At 73.4% G+C, this 19,378-nt stretch carries 17 protein-coding genes and 1 riboswitch; of the genes, 8 read left to right on the top strand and 9 right to left on the bottom strand.

What is annotated here, in order from left to right:
* Window positions 1-64: 64 nt before the first annotated feature.
* Together ACQEVS_RS22465 and ACQEVS_RS22460 are read right to left on the bottom strand one after the other, a co-directional pair.
* The gene (locus ACQEVS_RS22465; RefSeq protein WP_433023073.1) at window positions 65-439 is read right to left on the bottom strand and encodes a VOC family protein; all 375 of its coding nucleotides are present in this window, start codon (window positions 437-439) and stop codon (window positions 65-67) included.
* 68 nt (window positions 440-507) lie between these two features.
* A complete protein-coding gene (locus tag ACQEVS_RS22460) occupies window positions 508-1,164 on the bottom strand; it encodes an HAD family hydrolase (protein WP_433023071.1) in 657 nt (218 codons plus the stop codon).
* 244 nt (window positions 1,165-1,408) lie between these two features.
* On the opposite strand from ACQEVS_RS22460, the gene ACQEVS_RS22455 reads away from it, so the two are divergent.
* The 5 genes from ACQEVS_RS22455 to ACQEVS_RS22435 all read left to right on the top strand — a co-directional run bounded on the left by ACQEVS_RS22455 (window position 1,409) and on the right by ACQEVS_RS22435 (window position 8,057).
* Window positions 1,409-1,690: a DUF3311 domain-containing protein gene (locus tag ACQEVS_RS22455; protein ID WP_433023069.1), complete on the top strand. Its 282-nt coding sequence runs from the start codon at window positions 1,409-1,411 to the stop codon at window positions 1,688-1,690.
* A complete protein-coding gene (gene mctP, locus ACQEVS_RS22450) occupies window positions 1,687-3,312 on the top strand; it encodes a monocarboxylate uptake permease MctP (RefSeq protein WP_433023067.1) in 1,626 nt (541 codons plus the stop codon). The genes ACQEVS_RS22455 and mctP overlap by 4 nt, the downstream gene beginning before the upstream one ends.
* Before the next feature lie 457 nt (window positions 3,313-3,769).
* Window positions 3,770-3,870, top strand: a riboswitch (adenosylcobalamin-variant (AdoCbl-variant) riboswitch).
* A 173-nt stretch (window positions 3,871-4,043) separates the two neighbouring features.
* The gene (locus ACQEVS_RS22445; RefSeq protein WP_433023065.1) at window positions 4,044-6,449 is read left to right on the top strand and encodes a ribonucleoside-diphosphate reductase subunit alpha; all 2,406 of its coding nucleotides are present in this window, start codon (window positions 4,044-4,046) and stop codon (window positions 6,447-6,449) included.
* A complete protein-coding gene (locus ACQEVS_RS22440) occupies window positions 6,440-7,462 on the top strand; it encodes a ribonucleotide-diphosphate reductase subunit beta (protein WP_433023063.1) in 1,023 nt (340 codons plus the stop codon). Before ACQEVS_RS22445 ends, ACQEVS_RS22440 begins: the two co-directional genes overlap by 10 nt.
* A 166-nt stretch (window positions 7,463-7,628) precedes the next feature.
* The gene (locus tag ACQEVS_RS22435) at window positions 7,629-8,057 is read left to right on the top strand and encodes a YciI family protein (RefSeq protein ID WP_433023061.1); all 429 of its coding nucleotides are present in this window, start codon (window positions 7,629-7,631) and stop codon (window positions 8,055-8,057) included.
* Between the two features lie 57 nt (window positions 8,058-8,114).
* Here the strand turns inward: ACQEVS_RS22435 and def are convergent, their stop codons facing one another.
* The 7 genes from def to ACQEVS_RS22400 form a co-directional block, all read right to left on the bottom strand.
* Window positions 8,115-8,744, bottom strand: coding sequence for a peptide deformylase (def, locus tag ACQEVS_RS22430; RefSeq protein WP_433023059.1), 630 nt, complete (start codon window positions 8,742-8,744; stop codon window positions 8,115-8,117).
* Window positions 8,745-8,834: 90 nt separating this feature from the next.
* Window positions 8,835-9,821, bottom strand: a complete 987-nt coding sequence (locus ACQEVS_RS22425) for a tetratricopeptide repeat protein (RefSeq protein WP_433023057.1) — start codon at window positions 9,819-9,821, stop codon at window positions 8,835-8,837.
* A 347-nt stretch (window positions 9,822-10,168) separates the two neighbouring features.
* Window positions 10,169-12,865, bottom strand: a complete 2,697-nt coding sequence (locus ACQEVS_RS22420; RefSeq protein WP_433023055.1) for an HD-GYP domain-containing protein — start codon at window positions 12,863-12,865, stop codon at window positions 10,169-10,171.
* 168 nt (window positions 12,866-13,033) lie between these two features.
* Window positions 13,034-13,366, bottom strand: coding sequence for a mycothiol system anti-sigma-R factor (rsrA, locus tag ACQEVS_RS22415; protein WP_433023053.1), 333 nt, complete (start codon window positions 13,364-13,366; stop codon window positions 13,034-13,036).
* Window positions 13,363-14,052: a sigma-70 family RNA polymerase sigma factor gene (locus ACQEVS_RS22410; RefSeq protein WP_224346990.1), complete on the bottom strand. Its 690-nt coding sequence runs from the start codon at window positions 14,050-14,052 to the stop codon at window positions 13,363-13,365. Before ACQEVS_RS22410 ends, rsrA begins: the two co-directional genes overlap by 4 nt.
* Before the next feature lie 296 nt (window positions 14,053-14,348).
* A complete protein-coding gene (locus ACQEVS_RS22405; RefSeq protein WP_433023050.1) occupies window positions 14,349-15,008 on the bottom strand; it encodes an alpha/beta hydrolase family protein in 660 nt (219 codons plus the stop codon).
* A 144-nt stretch (window positions 15,009-15,152) separates the two neighbouring features.
* Window positions 15,153-15,971: an SOS response-associated peptidase gene (locus tag ACQEVS_RS22400; RefSeq protein ID WP_433023048.1), complete on the bottom strand. Its 819-nt coding sequence runs from the start codon at window positions 15,969-15,971 to the stop codon at window positions 15,153-15,155.
* Window positions 15,972-16,112: 141 nt separating this feature from the next.
* On the opposite strand from ACQEVS_RS22400, the gene ACQEVS_RS22395 reads away from it, so the two are divergent.
* From ACQEVS_RS22395 to rsgA, 3 genes are all read left to right on the top strand, one after another.
* Window positions 16,113-16,826, top strand: a complete 714-nt coding sequence (locus tag ACQEVS_RS22395) for a M50 family metallopeptidase (protein WP_433023046.1) — start codon at window positions 16,113-16,115, stop codon at window positions 16,824-16,826.
* A 99-nt stretch (window positions 16,827-16,925) separates the two neighbouring features.
* The gene (aroA, locus tag ACQEVS_RS22390) at window positions 16,926-18,290 is read left to right on the top strand and encodes a 3-phosphoshikimate 1-carboxyvinyltransferase (protein WP_433023044.1); all 1,365 of its coding nucleotides are present in this window, start codon (window positions 16,926-16,928) and stop codon (window positions 18,288-18,290) included.
* Between the two features lie 15 nt (window positions 18,291-18,305).
* Entirely contained in the window at window positions 18,306-19,313 is a 1,008-nt protein-coding gene (gene rsgA / locus ACQEVS_RS22385) for a ribosome small subunit-dependent GTPase A (RefSeq protein ID WP_433023042.1), read from the top strand.
* Window positions 19,314-19,378 lie beyond the last annotated feature (65 nt).

Below are 19,378 nucleotides of genomic sequence, written 5' to 3'. Positions count from 1 at the left end.
CCGACGGATGAGGGCCGACGAATGAGGCCCAACGGATAACAACCGAAGGATGAGGCCCGAAGGATCAGTCGCGACTCGTGTCGATCACGCAGAAGCGATTCCCCTCCGGATCCGCCAGAACGACGAAGTCCGGGTCCTCCGGATAGCGGTCCCAGTCGACCCGCTCGGCCCCGAGCCCCAGCAGCCGCTCCACCTCCGCCGCCTGCTCGGCCGCGTCGGCGGCGTACAGGTCCAAGTGGACGCGCGGGTACCGATCGGCCGCCGTCTCGCTGCGCATCAGCGCGAGTTGAACGCCGGCGCGGCCGGCGGCGGGCGCCAGGACGGTGAACGACGCGTCGACCGCGCCGTCGCGCGGCACGTGTCCGAGGGCCCGGGTCCAGAACCCCACGGCCCGCTCCATGTCGTCGACACCAAGGACCACCGATCCGATGCTCAGCATCACGTGATCATTGCAGACACCACGGACCGCGACAAGGACCGTGCCCCGGCGCCGTGTTGCCCGGCGGCTCAGCCGCCGGCGAGCAGCGCGGGCAGCTTCCGCATGTCGTCGAAGACGACCGTGCCGGGCCCCTCCAGCCAGGCGGCGGGCGTCAGTCCGCCGGCATAGCCGAAGGACCGCATCCCCGCCGCGCGGGCGGCCCGGACGCCGTACCGGCTGTCCTCGACGACGGCGCACCGGGCCGGGTCGGCGCCCAGGGTCCGGGCGGCGTACAGGAAGAGGTCGGGGGCGGGCTTGCCGTACGCCACGTCCTCGGCGCTGAAGATCCGCCCCTCCTCGAAGAGGCCGTGGAGACCGGTGAGCCGCAGGTTCTGCCGGATGGCGCCGTGATCGCCGTTGGAGGCGACGCAGAAGGGGACGTCCAGCTCCCCCAGCGTCTCGGCGACGCCCGCCACGGCCGTCAACTCGGCGGTGAAAGCGTCCACGTAGCGCTGCTCGTACGGCTTCCACCAGTCGACGGGCAGCGGCCGGCCGAGGCGTTCCGCGACCGCCGCCCGCATGATCTCCGCCGGGGATCCCACGAACCGCTCCACGATCTCCGCCTCGGTGAACGGGGCTCCCAACTCGGCCAGGTACTCCGCCTCCACGCGGACACAGATCCGCTCGCTGTCCACCAGAACGCCGTCGCAGTCGAAGATGACGAGGTCAAAGGGCTTGTCGCACATGCCTTTCAGCCTATGCGCGAGGCCAGGGGCGCGCCCGGCCGCGGTCGGGGCGCCCGGGGCGCACGCCCAGCGCCCCGGCACACCAGGGAAGTTGATGTTGCCATACCGATATCCGGACAGGGGGTGACGACCGGAGGCTCCCTCACCTAGATTTCGTGCGCATTACGCGAATGATCGCACCGCGAGGGAATCGCGCCGCGACCGTCGCGCCATGCCGCCGACCGCACGGGGACGGAGCCGTCGCATGTCCGAACCACCCGCTTCCGCACCACCCTCCGCCGACGACGCCCGCCGCAAGCCGGTCGTGACCCTTCCGATGGTCGTCGCGGGCGTCTGCCTCGCCCTGCCGTTCGGCGCGATGCTCTGGGTCGACTCCTACGCCCGGCTGAAGCCCGCGTTCATCGGCATCCCGTTCTTCTACTGGTACCAGATGCTCTGGGTCTTCATCTCGACGGCGCTGACGACCGTCGCGTACGTGCTGGTGCGCCGGCAGGAGCGGGAGCGGAAGCGGGGTGGGCGGGCGTGAAGGACGGCGTCAACGGTGTCGCGCTCACCGTCTTCATCATCTTCTTCCTGGGCGTCACGGTCATGGGCTTCTACGCCGCGAAGTGGCGGCGGGCCGAGAGCGCCGACAGCCTCGACGAGTGGGGACTGGGCGGGCGCTCGTTCGGCACCTGGATCACCTGGTTCCTGCTCGGCGGCGACCTGTACACGGCGTACACCTTCGTCGCCGTGCCGGCGGCCGTCTACGCGGGCGGCGCGGCCGGGTTCTTCGCCGTGCCGTACACGATCCTCTGCTACCCGCTGGTCTTCACCTTCCTGCCGCGGCTGTGGTCGGTATCGCACAAGCACGGCTACGTCACCTCGTCCGACTTCGTCCGGGGCCGCTTCGGCTCCCGGGGGCTGTCGCTGGCGCTCGCCCTCACCGGCATCCTCGCCACGATGCCCTACATCGCCCTGCAACTCGTCGGCATCCAGGCCGTACTGGACGTGATGGGGATCGGCGGCGGCTCCAACTGGTTCATGAAGGACCTGCCGCTGCTCATCGCCTTCGGCGTGCTGGCGGCCTACACCTACTCGTCGGGGCTGCGGGCCCCGGCCCTGATCGCGTTCGTCAAGGACGCGCTGATCTACATCGTCATCGCGGTCGCCATCATCTACATCCCCATGCGGCTCGGCGGGTTCGACCACATCTTCGCCAAGGCGGGCGAGGCGTTCTCCGTCAAGAACCCGGACACGGGCAAGCCGCGCGGCGCCCTGGCGACCGGGCCTGACGCGCAGTGGGCGTACGCGACGCTGGCGCTCGGCTCGGCGATGGCGCTGTTCCTCTACCCGCACTCGGTGACGGCGGTGCTCTCCAGCAAGAACCGCAACGTCATCCGCCGCAACACCACCATCCTGCCGTTGTACTCGCTGATGCTGGGGCTGCTGGCGATGCTCGGCTTCATGGCGGTGGCGGCGGGGATCAAGGTGAAGAACGGCCAGCTGGCCATCCCGCAGCTCTTCGAGGACATGTTCCCGGACTGGTTCACCGGCGTCGCCTTCGCGGCGATCGGCATCGGCGCCCTGGTCCCGGCGGCCATCATGTCCATCGCCGCCGCCAACCTCTTCACCCGCAACATCTACAAGGACTTCCTGCGGCCGGACGCCTCGCCGGCGCACGAGGCGAAGGTCTCCAAGCTGGCGTCCCTGCTGGTGAAGGTCGGCGCGCTCGTCTTCGTCCTCACCATGGACAAAACGGTCGCCATCAACTTCCAGCTGCTGGGCGGCATCTGGATCCTCCAGACCGTCCCCGCCCTGGTCGGTGGCCTCTTCACCCGCTGGTTCCACCGCTGGGCGCTGCTGGCGGGCTGGGCGACGGGCATGATCTACGGCACCTGGCGCGCCTACGACACCCCGAGCGCCACGCAGGACCACTTCGGCAACACCAACCTCATCCCCTTCATCGGGGAGAAGGGGTACATCGGGCTGACGGCCTTCGCGCTGAACGTGCTCGTCGCGGTCGTGCTGACCTTTGTGTTCAAGGCGCTCGGCACACCGGACGGCGTGGACGAGACGAAGGCGTCCGACTACACGGCCGACGCGGGCGACCCGGGTGTCCAGGTGGAACTGCCCCCGGCGACGGCGGGAGCGCCGGGCGGGCGCTGACGCCCCGGCCGGCGGCAGGCCATGGCCGTCGGCCTCACGCCCCGCCGCGGCCGCGGCCGGCCGGGCCGCGCCGCCGGGCGCAGCGCCTCCGCCTCATCGGCCGGAGGCAGGCCCACGACGCGGCCGACCTCCCTGCCGGCACGGACCGGGGAAGGACCCCGCCGGAGCGGCTCCGAGGGGCCGCCTGTGATCGATCTCCCGTTCCACCCAAGTGGATCGTCGGGTTCCGTCCCACCGGCCCCCCTCCCCATCGGCGGAGGGGGGCCGACGGCGCGCCTACGCATTCGTGAAGCCGGGCCGCCCGTCCCTTCTGCCGCCGCGCGACGGGGGATCACTTCCGTGAACGCGCCTGTCTCCGGCCCCCTCCGTTAGCACATTCCGCGACCGTTCCATGACGTGACGACACAACATGTGGGGGCACGCGCGACCGTCGGCACTAGATGTATGCTCGTCCTCGCTGTCGCCGCAGGGGAATCCGGTGGAAATCCGGAACTGTCCCGCAACGGTGTACGTACGGGCCCAATCCGCCCGTTCCGCAGTCCGAGGACCTGCCGGCAGCACGCCAGCACCGGGCCCGCCCGGTACGGCGTCTGAACACGTCCGGGCCTCGCGGGTTGGGCCGGTGGACGCCCGCGCGCACGCCTCGTACGGCTTCCGTACGCCGTCGGCTGCGCGTGCGCGCCCCCCTGCCCTCTCGCCGAGGCCCCCAGCCGAGCGAGGGAGAGCCACACGTGACGATCGCGCCCGCGGAACCTGCTTCAGGTCCGGTTTCAGTGCCCGAGGCGGACACGGTAGCGACCGGCGGCCCCGGGACCGCGCTCCTGCGCACCCTGACGGAGCTCACCGCCGATCTGCCCGCCACCGACCCCGGCAAGGTCGCCGCCGCCGCGCTGCGCGGCCGGCACCCCGGGTCGGACGAGGCCGAACTGCGCTCGCTGGCCACCGAGGCCGCGGCCGGGCTGATCTCCGAGGAGCCCCAGTACTCGCGGCTCGCCGCGCGGCTCCTCACGCTCGCCATCGCCGAGGAGGCGGCCGGGCAGGGCGCGGTCTCCTTCTCCGCGTCCGTCGCCACCGGCCACCGCGAGGGCCTGATCGCCGACGACACCGCCGCGTTCGTGCGCGAGCACGCCGAGCGGCTGGACGCGCTGGTGGACGCCGCGCTCGCCGACGGCGCCGACGACCGCTTCGGCTACTTCGGCCTGCGCACCCTGCACAGCCGCTACCTGCTCCGCCACCCGATCACCCGGAACGTGATCGAGACGCCGCAGCACTTCCTGCTGCGCGTGGCCTGCGGCCTGGCCGAGGACCACAGCGTCCGCGCCCTGGAGGACGTGGCCGAGCTCTACCGCCTCACCAGCACGCTCTCGTACCTCCCCTCCTCCCCCACGCTCTTCAACTCCGGCACGCGCCACCCGCAGATGTCGTCCTGCTACCTGCTGGACTCGCCGCTGGACGAGCTGGACTCGATCTACGACCGGTACCACCAGGTCGCGCGGCTGTCGAAGCACGCGGGCGGCATCGGCCTCTCCTACTCCCGCATCCGCTCGCGCGGTTCGCTGATCCGCGGCACCAACGGGCACTCCAACGGCATCGTGCCGTTCCTGCGGACGCTCGACGCCTCCGTCGCCGCCGTCAACCAGGGCGGCCGGCGCAAGGGCGCGGCCTGCGTCTACCTGGAGACCTGGCACGCGGACATCGAGGAGTTCCTGGAGCTCCGCGACAACACCGGCGAAGAGGCCCGCCGTACGCACAACCTCAACATCGCGCACTGGATCCCGGACGAGTTCATGCGCCGGGTCGAGGCGGACGCCGACTGGTCGCTGTTCTCCCCGGCCGACACCCCCGACCTGGTCGACCTGTACGGCGACGAGTTCGACGCCGCGTACCGGAAGTACGAGGCCGAGGGCAAGGCCGTCAAGTCCATCCCGGCGCGGGTGCTCTACGCCCGGATGATGCGCACCCTCGCGCAGACCGGCAACGGCTGGATGACGTTCAAGGACGCCGCCAACCGCACCGCCAACCAGACCGCCGAGCCCGGCCAGGTCGTCCACTCCTCCAACCTCTGCACGGAGATCCTGGAGGTCACGAACGACGCGAGACGCGTCTGCAACCTCGGTTCCGTCAACCTGGCCGCGCATCTGGGCGCCGACGGCGAGATGGACTGGGAGAAGCTGGACCGCACGGTCCGTACGGCCGTCACCTTCCTCGACCGCGTCGTGGACATCAACTTCTACCCGACCGAGCAGGCGGGGAGCTCCAACTCCCGCTGGCGCCCGGTCGGTCTGGGCCTGATGGGCCTTCAGGACGTCTTCTTCCGGCTGCGCCTGCCCTTCGACTCCCCCGAGGCGAAGGCGCTGTCCACCCGGATCTCCGAGCGGATCATGCTCGCGGCGTACGAGGCGTCCGCCGACCTCGCCGAGCGGCACGGCCCGCACCCGGCCTGGTCCGCGACCCGCACCGCGCGCGGCGTGCTGCACCCGGACCACTACCCGAACACCGAGCCGACCTGGGCCGGGCGCTGGGACGCGCTGCGTACCCGGATCGCCTCCGTCGGCATGCGCAACTCGCTGCTGCTGGCCATCGCGCCGACCGCGACGATCGCGTCCATCGCGGGCGTCTACGAGTGCATCGAGCCGCAGGTTTCGAACCTGTTCAAGCGCGAAACGCTCAGCGGTGAGTTCCTCCAGGTCAACACCTACCTGGTGGAGGACCTGAAGAAGCTCGGCGTCTGGGACCGCACCACGCGCGACGCGATGACCGACGCCAACGGCTCGATCCAGGACATGAACTGGATCCCGCAGGAGGTGCGCGACCTCTACCGCACCGCCTGGGAGATCCCGCAGCGCGCCCTGATCGACATGGCCGCGGCCCGCACCCCGTACCTGGACCAGAGCCAGTCGCTCAACCTGTTCATGGCCTCGCCCACCATCGGCAAGCTCAGCTCGATGTACGCGTACGCCTGGAAGCAGGGCATCAAGACCACGTACTACCTGCGCTCGCGTCCGGCCACCCGGATCGCCCGCGCGGCCGGCTCCACCGCCGCGACCGTCCCCGTCCCCGTCCAGCAGGCCGCGCCCGACGCGGACGCCATCGCCTGCTCCCTGGAAAACCCCGAGTCCTGCGAGGCATGCCAGTAATGTCCAACGAACAGAAGAATCTCCTTGACCCGGGCTTCGAACTGACCCTGCGCCCCATGCGGTACCCGGACTTCTACGACCGCTACCGCGACGCGATCAAAAACACCTGGACCGTGGAGGAGGTCGACCTCCACTCCGACGTGGCCGACCTGGCCAAGCTCTCCCCGGGCGAACAGCACATGATCGGCCGCCTCGTCGCGTTCTTCGCGACCGGCGACTCGATCGTGGCCAACAACCTCGTGCTGACGCTGTACAAGCACATCAACTCCCCCGAGGCGCGGCTGTACCTGTCGCGGCAGCTCTTCGAGGAGGCCGTGCACGTCCAGTTCTACCTGACGCTGCTGGACACCTATCTGCCCGACCCGGACGACCGCGCCGCCGCCTTCGCGGCCGTGGAGAACATCCCGTCCATCCGGGAGAAGGCCCAGTTCTGCTTCAAGTGGATGGACTCGGTCGAGAAGATCGACAAGCTGGAGACGAAGGCCGACCGCCGCCGCTTCCTGCTCAACCTGATCTGCTTCGCCGCCTGCATCGAGGGCCTGTTCTTCTACGGCGCGTTCGCGTACGTGTACTGGTTCCGCTCGCGCGGTCTGCTGCACGGCCTCGCCACCGGCACCAACTGGGTGTTCCGTGACGAGACGATGCACATGAACTTCGCGTTCGAGGTCGTGGACACCGTCCGCCAGGAGGAGCCCGACCTCTTCGACGACGAACTCCAGCAGCAGGTCACCGACATGCTGAAGGAGGCCGTCGAGGCCGAGCTGCAGTTCGGCCGCGACCTGTGCGGCGAGGGCCTGCCGGGCATGAACACCGAGTCCATGCGCGAGTACCTCCAGTGCGTCGCCGACCAGCGCCTCCAGCGCCTCGGCTTCGCCCCGGTCTACGGCTCGGAGAACCCGTTCTCCTTCATGGAGCTGCAGAACGTCCAGGAGCTGACCAACTTCTTCGAGCGCCGCGCCTCCGCGTACCAGGTGGCGGTCGAGGGCACGGTCGCGTTCGACGACGAGTTCTGAGCCGACACGCCTCGGTGACGAGCGGGCCCTTCCGGAGTTCTCCGGGAGGGCCCGCTCCCGTTCTCGCGAAAAACCGGCGACACGGCGGCCGGGGTGCCCGGAAACCGCCGCCGCCTGCGGGGAGGCTGGTCGTCAGGGGGCAGCAACGGGACAGGAGAAACACCTGATGCGCGTCATGATGATCGTCAAGGCGACCGAGGAGTCCGAGGCCGGCGTGCTGCCGACCCGGGAACAGGTCGCGGACATGCAGCGGTACAACGAGGCCCTGGCCAAGGCGGGCGCGCTGCTGGCCGCCGACGGGTTGTGGGCGTCGTCGGAGGGCGCCCGGGTGGTGTTCGCGGGCGGGAAGCCCAGTGTGATCGACGGGCCGTTCGACGAGATCGGCGAGCTGATCGCCGGCTACTGGATCATCCGGGTGGACTCGATGGACCAGGCCCGGGAGTGGGCGACCCGGATCCCGTTCCGGGAGGGCGTCGTCGAACTCCGGCGGATCTTCGAGCCGGCCGACTTCCCCGCCGACGTCCTCCCGCCCGAGGAGGCCGCCCGCGAACAGGCGCTGCGCGAGGAGGCCCGGGGGCGGGGCGGCCTGGTGTGACACCGGGCCGGGCCGGGCGCCACGGGCGGCCCGGCCCGGAGCGCGCGCCCCGGCGGGTCAGTCGTTGGGGACGACCGGGTAGCGGGGCGTGCCCTCGGCCATCTGCCGGAGCGCGTCCTTGCGGTCGCGCTTGGAGAGGCGGTCGATGTACAGGTAGCCGTACAGGTGGTCCGTCTCGTGCTGGAGGCAGCGGGCGAAGTAGCCGGTGCCCTGGACGGCGATCGGGTTGCCCTTCATGTCCTGGCCGCGCACCACCGCGTAGTCGGGGCGGGCCAGCGGGGCGTACGCCGTCGGGACGGACAGGCAGCCCTCGTTGGAGTCGTCGAGGATCCGGCGGCCGGCCGGGAGCTCTTCCAGGACCGGGTTGCAGACGTGGCCCACGTGCCGGACGCCCTCGTCGTCCATGCAGTCGTAGACGAACACCTTCAGGTCGACACCGATCTGGTTCGCGGCCAGGCCGACGCCCTCGGCGGTCCGCTGGCTGGCGAACATGTCGTCGATGAGACGGGCGAGGTCGTCGTCGAACTCCGTGACGTCCTTGCACTCCTTGTGCAGGACCGGGTTGCCGACCACGGTGATCGGACGGGACGTGCCGCGCTCGCGGTGCGCGGTCTCCCGCTCCTCGCAGTCCTCGGTGTCCACGATGAATTCGTCGTTCACCGACTGATCGGTCTCTTGCTGCGCCATCGCCGCCGTACGCCTCTCTCACAACCCGAATGCACTGTCACGCCCCGGAGCCCAGGGCCCATCCAGGGTAAGCGGACCGGGGCCCGGGACTCAGCAGACCTCTTCCAGATCCCGCCACTCGCGGGTGTCCGGACTGTCGGCGACCCAGCCGTCCAGCAGCCCGCGGACCAGCCCGGCGGGGGCCGCGATGCCGCACTCGCGCTCGGGCACCCACAGCAGGCCGGAGCCGGCCGTGCGGTGGCCGAGCGGGCCGGGGTGGCCCGGCTCGCTGTGGTCGTGCGGGTCCAGGTGCTCGCCGTCGCCCTCGTCGCTGGGCATCCGGCTCTCCGAGCAGGTGCGGCACAGCAGCCGCACGGACGAGGACCAGTCCTCGGCGGCGAACCCGGCGTCAGCCGCCAGCCGCTCCAGCGCGTCCCGGTCGGCCTCGGTGGCGGCCTCCAGCAGGACGACCCAGGTCGGCACCGGCGAGGGGGCCCACAGCTCGATCTCGTCGAAGACCGGGTACGACGGTCCGGCGGCGGTCACCCGCTCGCCGTGCGGGACGCCGTCGTGCAGCACCACCTCGCCCCAGCGGCGGCCGGAGGACGGCAGCGGGATGGACAGCACCTCCATGCGGGCCGGGTCGAGCCGGCGGCCCCAGACCACCTCGGCCTCGCCCTCGGGCGACAGCCGCACGGCCGCGCTGCCCAGCTCCATCCCGAGCGGCTCGCCGGCCGGGCCGCCGTCGCCGGGCACCCGCAGCCCGTACGCCTGCCAGGCGCGGCGGGCCAGCGGCCAGTCCTGGAGGGCGGTGGCGGCGATGCCCACGTTCCACCAGTCGGGAGCGCCCGCGTCGCGGTCCAGCAGCGCCACGGCCCGCAGTCCGGCGGCGCGGGCCTGCTCCCAGTCGTGCCGGAACTTGTGCAGCAGGGCCAGGTTGAACCAGGACTCGGACAGCCACGGCTCCATGTCCGCGGCGCGCGTCAGGAGCGCGCCGGCGTCCTCGTACCGGCCGTCGCCGATGAGCGTGAAGGCACGGTCGGTGGCCTGCCGCCACGAGGCGGAAGGCCGGTGCCGTACCTTGCCGAAGATCCTCACGATGTCCGCCTGCTGGTTTCTCGACGTCCCGCGTGCACCCACGCCGGAGAGCTCTGGTGACCGGCGCCGTCCTCCCCGACGGCCGCCCGCCACGCCTTGCTGACGGTCCCGCCCGCGGGCCGGGCCGCCGTACCGGGGAACCGTGCCCTCCACGACGCATACGCCGCAACAGCGCTCATGACACCCCCCGATCCCGCTTTCCCGTCACGATTCTCGGTCGTTCGTCCTCTGCGTGCTCCGCGTTCCCTGCGTACGCCGCGTCCTTCTCTTCGCATCCAACCATGCCCCGTCGGACGCCCGCTCATTACCCGTGGGTTAGTCGTGCTACTCGGGACTCCGCGGGCGTCTCACGGGTCCGGGCGCACCGGCGCGCCGCGCGCGAGCACCCGCGCGAGCGCCTCCACCACCCGGGGCTCGTGGTCGTACGCGGTCGCCCGGCGCAGCCGCTCCAGGGCGCGCGCCGATTCCCCGCGCCCACCGCGTACGGGGCCGCCGGGGCCGGCGGGGGCCGTGAGCTCGTCGTAGGCGTTGGCGGTCCGGACCACGCGGGCGGCGAGCGGCTGCTCGCGGTAGGGGTCGGCCTGGCGCTCCACGGCGTCCGCGACGGCCGGCGCGACCGCCGCGTCCAGCGGGGCCAGCCGCGCCACGCTCCCGCCCAGCCGCGCCAGCCGGCGCCGCTCCTCGGCGGGCAGCGGCTCGGTGGCCCCGGCGGGCACCGGGTCGACGAGTGAGAGCTGGCCCACGTCGTGCATCAGCGCCGCGTACTCGACGACGGCGAGGTCGCGCTCCGCCATACCGAGCTCCCGGCCGACGGCACGGCTGAGGGCGGCTACGCGCCGTGCGTGACCGGCGGGGGTGCATCCCGCGAGGTCGGTCGCGCGGGCGAGCGAGGCGACGGCGGGCGGGCAGCGCCCGGGCGCCTCCCCGCACCCTCCGGCGAGCCACAGCGCGAACAGCGGCAGGCAGCAGACCGGAAGCACCCACGGTCCGGTGACGGCCGGGGCCAGGGCGGCCACCACCGCGGTGGCACAGACCGCCGGGGCGGTGGCGGAGAGGGCACGCAGCTCGGCGCGGAGGGCCGCCGGGTAGCGGCAGCCGGCGCGGGCCCGGGCGAGGGCCGCCGCGAGGGCGGCGTCGGCGAGGACGGCCAGGACGAGGAGCAGCAGCAGCGACAGGGCGCACGCCGGCCCGGGGGCGGCCGGTCCGGCGCCGAGGAGGGCGGGGCGGCAGCCGGTGACGAGGGCGGTGGCGGCGAGGCGGCGGGCCAGCCGGTCCGGGCGGCCCGCGGCACCGGAGAGGCCGACGAGGCTTGAGGCGAACACCACGGCGACGGTCTGCGGCACGCCGTGCGCGAGCAGCGCGTAGGCCAGGGAGCCAGCGGCGCCCACCGGGGAGCCGCCGCGCACCCCGAGTGGTTCCGGCCGCCGCCCCGCGACCCCGCCCAGGGCGACGAGCAGTCCGTACGCGCAGGCGGTCCGCGGCTGCTGGAGGCCGTGGACCGCGGTCCAGGCCAGCGCGAGCAGGGCTCCGCCGCCGGCCAGCAGATGAACGGCGCGCACCAGCCGGGCGCCGGACCCGGCGGTCACCGGTGGGCCCGGGCGGCGGCACGACGGCGGGCAGCAGACGGTCCCCGGGGGACGGTCGCGGTCCGGGACGAGCCGGGGGCGGCTGTACGAATGCTCGCCCGTGGACTCCTCGGGTGGGCGCGGGCCGGGCGGACGGTCCGGGTCCGGGGCGAGCGGGGAGGGGAGGGGCGGCGTGGCGTGGTGATCAAGAGGGACGTTTCCGCAATCGGGAACTGCGGTTTCGTCCGGCGTGGGGACCATCGGCAGGCCGTCCCGTTCCAGCGTCCGGGCGAGCGCCTCGACCATGCGCGGGTCGAACTGGGTGCCCGCACAGCGGCGGAGTTCGGCGAGCGCGGCGGGGACCGGGCGGGCACGGCTGTAGGTGCGGGTGGTGGTCATGGCGTCGAAGGCGTCGGCGACGGCCACGATCCGGGCCGCCTCCGGGATCCGGCAGCCCGTCAGGCCGTGGGGGTAGCCGCTGCCGTCCAGCCGCTCGTGGTGGTGGAGGATCGCCTCCCGCGCCTCGTCGGGGATCGCGACCCCGCGCACCAGCTCGTCCCCGTACTCGGGGTGCAGCCGGATGACGCGCCGCTCCTCGCCGGTGAGCGGGCCGTCCTTGCGCAACACCCGGGTGGGGACGCCGAGTTTGCCCAGGTCGTGCAGGGTACCGGCGATGCGCAGGGCCTCCAGCCGGTCGCCGGCCACGCCGAGTTCGCGGCCGATCCGCAGGGCGAGCAGGCCGACCCGCTCGCCGTGGCCCCGCGTGTAGTGGTCCTTGAGGTCGACGGCCCCGACCAGCGCCCGGACGGTCGCGCCGCGGTCGGCGCGCTCCCGCCGGCCGCCGGCCGCGGGCCGGGCGGGCACGGTGTGCGGCAACAGCACCAGCAGGGCGGCCACCGGCCCGTAGGCGCTGCGCCACAGCTCGGCCGCGAGCAGCGCGGCCGGCCCGTGGAGCAGCGCGAATCCCAGCGCGGGCCCCAGGAGGGCGGGCCGTCGGGCGTCCGGGCGGCGTCCGGCGCGGAGGACGCCGTCGAAGGCGGCGCTCGGCAGCGCGAGGAGGAGGGCGGCGGCCAGCACGGCGGGCAGTGCGCCCAGGGGGCCGGACGGCAGGGCGGCGCGGGTGGCGCCGAAGGACAGGGCGGCGGTCGCCGCGGCGAGCGCGAGGAGTGCGGCGCGCCCCAACCGGCGCCGGTCGTCCGGGTGTTCGCGGTCCGGGCGGCGGGCCGGGGAGAGGAGGCCGCCCGGGACGGCGGCCAGCGCGGCGGCCGCCGGGGGCAGCAGCACCACGGCCAGCAGCAGCGCCGGCGGCACCGGCGCGCGGCGCGGCCGGAGCCCGCCGAGCGCGCCGACGGCCGCCAGGAGCGCGGTCGTTCCCCAGGGGACGGCCGCGGGGTCCCGTACGGCGGGCCACGCGCTCAGGACCGCCGCGCCCACGGCACCGGAGATCCAGGCGCGCGCCGCCGCCGGGACTGCCTCCATGACATGTCCTCCCCATCCGGACTCGCTGTCGGGATGGGGAGAATAGGCTTACGCGCGGCGCTCACGGCCGGATCGGCGGGAACCGCCGTCCGTTCGGGTGACGTTCGCCGGGCGGCCGTTTTGATGCGGGTTCCGGGCCCGTTCGCGACGGGCCCCCGGGCACCCGGCTCAGTCCTGCGGGACGCTCCGGGCGTCCGCCTCGGCCGCGCGGGCCTCGGCCACCACGTCCTGCTCCGGGACGGACTGGCCGGCGCGGATGAGCTCGATCCGGCCCATCACCTTGGAACGCAGGTCCGCGGGGACATCGTCGTGCCCGCAGCAGCGCTTCACCAGCTTCTTGACCGCCTGCTCCAGCCCGTACTTCTCCAGGCAGGGGGAGCACTCGTCGATGTGCACCTCGAACTTGGCACAGTCGCCGTCCGGCATCTCGCGGTCGAGGTACTCGTAAAGGTGGTCGAGGACTTCAGAGCAGTCCGTCTCGTGCGGGTCTCCGCAGCTCATGAGTCCGAGCCCTTCCCATTGTGCGACGCGTCGGAACCGTGCGGTGCGGCGGCCCCGGCCGGGACCAGGCCACGCTCGCGGGCGTAGTCCTCCAGCAGACCGCGCAGCTGCCGTCGGCCCCGGTGGAGGCGGGACATCACCGTGCCGATGGGGGTACCCATGATGTCCGCGATCTCCTTGTAGGCAAACCCCTCGACGTCCGCGAGGTAGACCGCTATGCGGAATTCCTCGGGAATGGCCTGAAGGGCCTCCTTGACATCGGAGTCCGGCAGGTGGTCGAGCGCCTGCGACTCGGCGGACCGCAGCCCCTGGGACATGTGCGACTCGGCACGCGCCAGCTGCCAGTCCTCGATCTCCTCGGACGCGCTGCGCAGCGGCTCACGCTGCTTCTTGCGGTACGAGTTGATGAAGGTGTTGGTCAGGATGCGGTACAGCCACGCCTTGAGGTTCGTGCCGTCACGGAACTGGTGGAAGGACGCGTACGCCTTCGCGTACGTCTCCTGGACCAGGTCCTCGGCGTCCGCCGGATTGCGGGTCATCCGCAGGGCGGCCGAGTACATCTGGTCGAGGAAGGTCAGCGCGTCGCGCTCGAAGCGGGCGTTGCGCTCCGCCGTGCTCTCCGCGGCCTGGGCAGGGGGGTGCTCCTCGCCGTGCGTCCCCGCGTCGGTACCCACGACCGGACCCACCTCCTCCGAAAGCCTGGACGAGCCCTGGTCGGACCCGCTCGATTCGGAGAATAGACGATGACCTGCCGAACCGGCCGAACCCGCCGCTCCGGCGGCGGCGGCCAGACCGCCCACGACGACCGGCCGGCCCCGGTCTGCGGTGCTGGGGCGGGACAGGCATGCGATCGAACCCATGGGGCGGGTCTCCCAATCCTTTGTCATGTGCCGGGTGCGTGTCGTACGTGGTGCTCAACATCGGCACGGCCCGTCCCATTCCCGCCGGTCCCCCGGCCGGCTCCGGTGGCCCGGCACCCGCCTCAGCCGGCCGGCCACCCCGCCAGCCGGCCGGCCACGGCGTCCGTGATCACCGCCAGTGCGTCCTCCTGGGTGACGCCGCCGTTCTTCGCGGCGCTCTTCGGCACCGCGAACCCGTGGTCCCCGCCGGGCACGGCGACCGGCTCGACGCCCGGCGGGAACTCCTCGGGGCGGCCGAACGGATCGCGCGCGCCCTGGACGACGAGGACCGGCACCCCGGCGTCGAGCAGCTCCCCGGCGCGGGACTTCTCCGGCCGGCCCGGCGGGTGGAGCGGGAAGCTCAGCGCGAGCACCGCGACCGCGCCCAGCTCCGCCGCCGTCCGGCAGGCGACGCGCGCCCCGGCGCTCCGGCCGCCCGCGACGACGGGGAGCCCGGGCGCGGCGAGCGCGGGCCACAGGGCGCGCCAGGCCGTGTCGAGGGCGCGGGGCGCCGGTGCCACCTTCCTGCCGGCCACCCGCCAGGGCTGCTCCACGAGGGCCACGGTCACCCCGTGCGCGGGCAGGGCGGCGGCGAGGGCCTGGAGGTCGCGGGCCTCGACGCCGCCGCCGGCGCCATGGCCGAGGGCGAGCACCAGGCGGGGCTCCGGCGCGGGGTACCAGTGGACGCGGGCCTCGCCCGCGGGGGTCTCGACGCTCTCCGTCAGCGGTTTCTTCGTCGTCACGCGGCCATCCTGCCGTCCCGGTGCCGCGGCGTGCGGCGTGCGGCGTGCGGCGTGCGGCGTGCGGCGTGCGGCGTGCGGCGTGCGGCGTGCGGCGTGCGGCGTGCGGCGTCGTCAAACGGTGACCTCGTCAGAACGGCGTCGCCGTCAGAACAACGTCGTCTCCTCCGGCGCCGCCAGCTCCGCCACCAGCTCCGGACCGTTGTTGCGGACGTCGCTGACCGCCGTCGCCACCGGGTACGCGCGCACCAGCCCGGGCGGGGGCGGGGCGAGCAGCGGGCGCAGCTCCTCCGGGTCCGTGAGCGCCGGGTCGAGCCAGGCGGCCCACCGGTCGGGCGGCAGGACCAGCGGCATCCGGGGGTGGATCTCCGCCAGGGAGCGCGGGCCGCCCTCGGTGCCGCCGCCGGCGAACGGGCGGTCGTCGGCCTCGGTGGTTATCACCGAGCAGGTGGCCCACCAGGCCGCCGGGTGGTCGTCCGGGAGGGTGCGGTCGCGCCAGAACTCGTAGAGGCCGGCCATCGCCATGACCGATCCGTCGGCGGGCGTCACGAAGTAGGGCTGCTTCCGGGGGCGCTTGCGGCGGCCCTGCACCTCCAGCTCGCGCTCCTGTGCGCCGGTGACCCACTCGTAGTAGCCGTCCGCCGGGAGCAGGCAGCGCCGCTCCGCGAACGCCCGCCGGTAGGACGGCTTCTCGTGCACCGTCTCCGCCCGTGCGTTGATCATGCGGGCGGCCCCCTCCGGCGACTTCGCCCAGGAGGGGACGAGCCCCCACTTGAGGGCGCGCAACTGTCGGACCGGGCGCCGGTCCGGCGCGCCCTTGAGCGGGCGCTCCAGGACGGCGTACACCTCTTTGGTGGGCGCCACGTTCCAATCCGGGGCCAACGTCTCCTCCGGCTCCCACACCTCCACGTCCAGGAGCCCGGCCAGATCCTCCGGCCCCCGGCTCGCCGCGTACCGCCCGCACATGTCCGACCGCCCCTCAGTTCTTCTCCGTACATCTGCCGCCGACCATGCTGCCGCACGGGTCGGACACTCCGGCCCGGAACCGTCACGCGGCCTCCGCCGTCCCTCAGCACGGACCACGAACGCGCAAGGAGCGGCCCCGCCATGGACAGCACCACCGCCACCGACCTGTGGGACCGTCTGGCCGGCAGCCAGTCCGGGCCCTCGGTCTGGACCGTCGTCGGCACCGGGCTGGTCGCCCTGGCGATGATCGTCCCGCCCCGGGTCTGGCGGGTGACGCGCAACGCGATCACCATCGCCCACGAGGGCGGCCACGGCCTGGTGGCACTCCTCAGCGGCCGGACCCTGGACGGCATCAGGCTGCACTCGGACACCTCGGGCCTCACCGTCTCTCGGGGCCGGCCGACCGGCTTCGGCATGGTCCTCACCGCGGCGGCCGGCTACCCCGCGCCGTCGCTGCTCGGCCTGGCCGGCGCCTGGGCGCTGTCCACCGGGCACGTCACGGCCCTGCTGTGGGTGGCGGCGGCGCTGCTGGCCGCCATGCTGGTGATGATCCGCAACGCGTACGGCGCGCTGACGGTGGTGCTCACCGGCGCGGCCTTCGTCCTGGTCTCCTGGCTGGCCGGCCCGGAGGTGCGGGCGGCGTTCGCCTACGGGGTGGTGTGGTTCCTGCTGCTGGGGGGCGTGCGGCCGTCCTTCGAGCTCCAGCGCAAGCGCCGGTTCGGGGCGGCGGCGGACTCCGACGCCGACCAGCTCGGCCGGCTGACCGGGATGACGCCGGTGCTGTGGCTGCTCTTCTTCCACGTGGTCGCGCTGGCCGCGCTGCTGGCCGGCGGCAACCTGCTGCTCCGGAGGTGAACCGGCGGGCGAACCGGCGGGCCTCCGGGCGCGCCGCGGCCAGGTCCGCGCGGCCGTAGGGCCCGGTCACCGCCCCGGTGAGGCCGTAAGGTTAGGGGCATGACCGAGAGCCCCGCGCCCACCGACCTCTGGCCCGCTCCCACCGCGACCGGGGCCGTCGACGCGACCGTCACCGTGCCCGGCTCCAAGTCGGTCACCAACCGCGGACTCGTCCTCGCGGCCCTCGCCGCCGAGCCCGGCTGGCTGCGCCGCCCGCTGCGCTCGCGCGACACCCTGCTGATGGCGGAGGCGCTGCGCGCCATGGGCGTCGGCATCGAGGAGACGGTCTCCTCCAGCTCCGAGGGCGACCACGACGGCTCCGGCGAGGCGTGGCGGATCATCCCGGCCGGGCTGCACGGCCCGGCCACCGTCGACGTCGGCAACGCGGGCACGGTCATGCGCTTCCTGCCGCCGGTGGCGGCGCTCTCCGACGGCCCGGTCCGCTTCGACGGCGACCCGCGCAGCTACGAGCGCCCGCTGCACGGCGTGATCGACGCGCTGCGCGCGCTGGGTGCCCGGATCGACGACAACGACCGCGGCGCGCTGCCGCTGACCGTGCACGGCGCCGGGGCGCTGGAGGGCGGTCCGGTGGAGATCGACGCGTCGTCGTCCTCCCAGTTCGTGAGCGCGCTGCTGCTCTCGGGCCCGCGGTTCAACCAGGGCGTGGAGGTACGGCACGTCGGCTCGGCGCTGCCCTCGCTGCCGCACATCCGGATGACCGTCGAGATGCTGCGCGCCGCCGGCGCCCAGGTGGACACCCCCGAGTCGGGCGGGGAGCCGAACGTGTGGCGGGTCTCCCCCAGCGCTCTGCTGGGCCGCGACCTGGTGGTCGAGCCCGACCTGTCGAACGCGGCGCCGTTCCTGGCGGCGGCCCTGGTCACCGGCGGCCGGGTCACCATCCCCGACTGGCCCGAGCGCACCACCCAGCCGGGTGACGCGCTGCGCGACATCTTCACCGCCATGGGCGGCAGCTGCGAACTCACCGACGCGGGGCTGACGTTCACCGGCACCGGCCGGATCACCGGCATCGACGCGGACCTGCACGAGGTCGGCGAGCTCACCCCGGTGATCGCCGCGGTGGCCGCGCTCGCCGACTCCGAGTCCGAGCTGCGCGGCATCGCCCACCTGCGGCTGCACGAGACGGACCGGCTGGCCGCGCTGGCCAAGGAGATCAACGAGCTCGGTGGCGACGTCACCGAGACCGCCGACGGCCTGCGGATTCGCCCGCGCCCGCTGCACGGCGGCGTCTTCCACACCTACGAGGACCACCGGCTGGCCACCGCCGCGGCGGTGCTCGGCCTCACCGTCCCGGGCGTCGAGGTGGAGAACGTGGCGACCACCGCCAAGACCCTCCCCGACTTCCCGGAGCTCTGGCACGGCATGCTCGGATCCGTCGCGGGGGCGACGACGGCGCCGAGAGCCTGAGGGAACCGGAACACCATGCGCCGCTACGGCAAGCACACCGACGAGGACGACGTCCGCGTCCGCCCCAACCGCAAGGGCAACCGGCCGCGGACCAGCATCCGCCCCAAGCACGAGGACGCCGCCGAGGGCTTCGTCCTCACCGTCGACCGGGGCCGGCTGACGGTCCTCGTCGAGGACCGGATCGTCATGGCCATGAAGGCGCGCGAGCTGGGCCGCAAGGGCGTCGTCGTCGGCGACCGGGTCGCGGTCGTCGGCGACCTCAGCGGGCAGAAGGACACCCTCGCCCGGATCGTCCGGGTCGAGGAGCGCTGTTCGGTGCTGCGCAGGACGGCCGACGACACCGACCCGTTCGAGCGGGTCGTGGTCGCCAACGCCGACCAGCTGGCCATCGTCACCGCCCTGGCCGACCCCGAGCCGCGCCCCCGGCTGATCGACCGCTGCCTGGTCGCGGCGTACGACGCGGGGCTCGAACCGCTGCTCGTCCTGACCAAGTCGGACCTCGCCCCGGCCGCGAAGCTGATGGAGTCCTACGGCGCGCTGGGCCTGCCGTACGTGGTCACCAACCGCGAGGAACTGGCCGTCGGGGAGGCCGCGGAGCGGGTGCGGGAGCGGCTCAACGGCCGGGTGACCGCGTTCGTCGGGCACTCCGGCGTCGGCAAGACCACGCTCGTCAACGCGCTCGTCCCGGACCGGCAGCGGGCCACCGGGCACGTCAACGCGGTCACCGGCCGCGGTCGGCACACCACCACGTCGGCGCTGGCCCTGCCGCTGCCCAGCGGTGACGGCTGGGTCATCGACACCCCGGGCGTGCGGTCGTTCGGGCTCAACCACATCGACCCCTCGCGCGTCATCCTCGCCTTCCCGGACCTGCGGCCGGGCACCGAGGGCTGCCCGCGCGCGTGCGGTCACGACGAGCCGGACTGCGCGCTGGACCAGTGGGTCGCGGAAGGGCACGCCGACCCGCAGCGGCTGTACTCGCTGCGACGGCTTCTGGCCACCCGGGAGCGGCGCGAAGGCGACTGATCGCCTACGTTTGCGCTTGACCGCCGATGGCAAGTGGATCAGCACCGGGACGGACGGGGCGGTCG

It is taken from the genome of Streptomyces sp. CA-181903 (assembly GCF_050937075.1).
Lineage (GTDB): Bacteria > Actinomycetota > Actinomycetes > Streptomycetales > Streptomycetaceae > Streptomyces.
Note: the sequence above shows the minus strand (reverse complement) of the source record. Positions and strands in the feature narration are given on the sequence as shown.

Coding starts and splice junctions, on each gene's coding strand:
- ACQEVS_RS22440 (WP_433023063.1), top strand. CDS start 6,440: ATGCCAGTAATGTCCAACGAACAGAAGAATCTCCTTGACCCGGGCTTC.
- ACQEVS_RS22455 (WP_433023069.1), top strand. CDS start 1,409: ATGTCCGAACCACCCGCTTCCGCACCACCCTCCGCCGACGACGCCCGC.
- rsrA (WP_433023053.1), bottom strand. CDS start 13,366: ATGAGCTGCGGAGACCCGCACGAGACGGACTGCTCTGAAGTCCTCGAC.
- rsgA (WP_433023042.1), top strand. CDS start 18,306: ATGCGCCGCTACGGCAAGCACACCGACGAGGACGACGTCCGCGTCCGC.
- aroA (WP_433023044.1), top strand. CDS start 16,926: ATGACCGAGAGCCCCGCGCCCACCGACCTCTGGCCCGCTCCCACCGCG.
- ACQEVS_RS22465 (WP_433023073.1), bottom strand. CDS start 439: ATGCTGAGCATCGGATCGGTGGTCCTTGGTGTCGACGACATGGAGCGG.
- def (WP_433023059.1), bottom strand. CDS start 8,744: ATGGCGCAGCAAGAGACCGATCAGTCGGTGAACGACGAATTCATCGTG.
- ACQEVS_RS22420 (WP_433023055.1), bottom strand. CDS start 12,865: ATGGAGGCAGTCCCGGCGGCGGCGCGCGCCTGGATCTCCGGTGCCGTG.
- ACQEVS_RS22395 (WP_433023046.1), top strand. CDS start 16,113: ATGGACAGCACCACCGCCACCGACCTGTGGGACCGTCTGGCCGGCAGC.
- ACQEVS_RS22435 (WP_433023061.1), top strand. CDS start 7,629: ATGCGCGTCATGATGATCGTCAAGGCGACCGAGGAGTCCGAGGCCGGC.
- ACQEVS_RS22460 (WP_433023071.1), bottom strand. CDS start 1,164: ATGTGCGACAAGCCCTTTGACCTCGTCATCTTCGACTGCGACGGCGTT.
- ACQEVS_RS22400 (WP_433023048.1), bottom strand. CDS start 15,971: ATGTGCGGGCGGTACGCGGCGAGCCGGGGGCCGGAGGATCTGGCCGGG.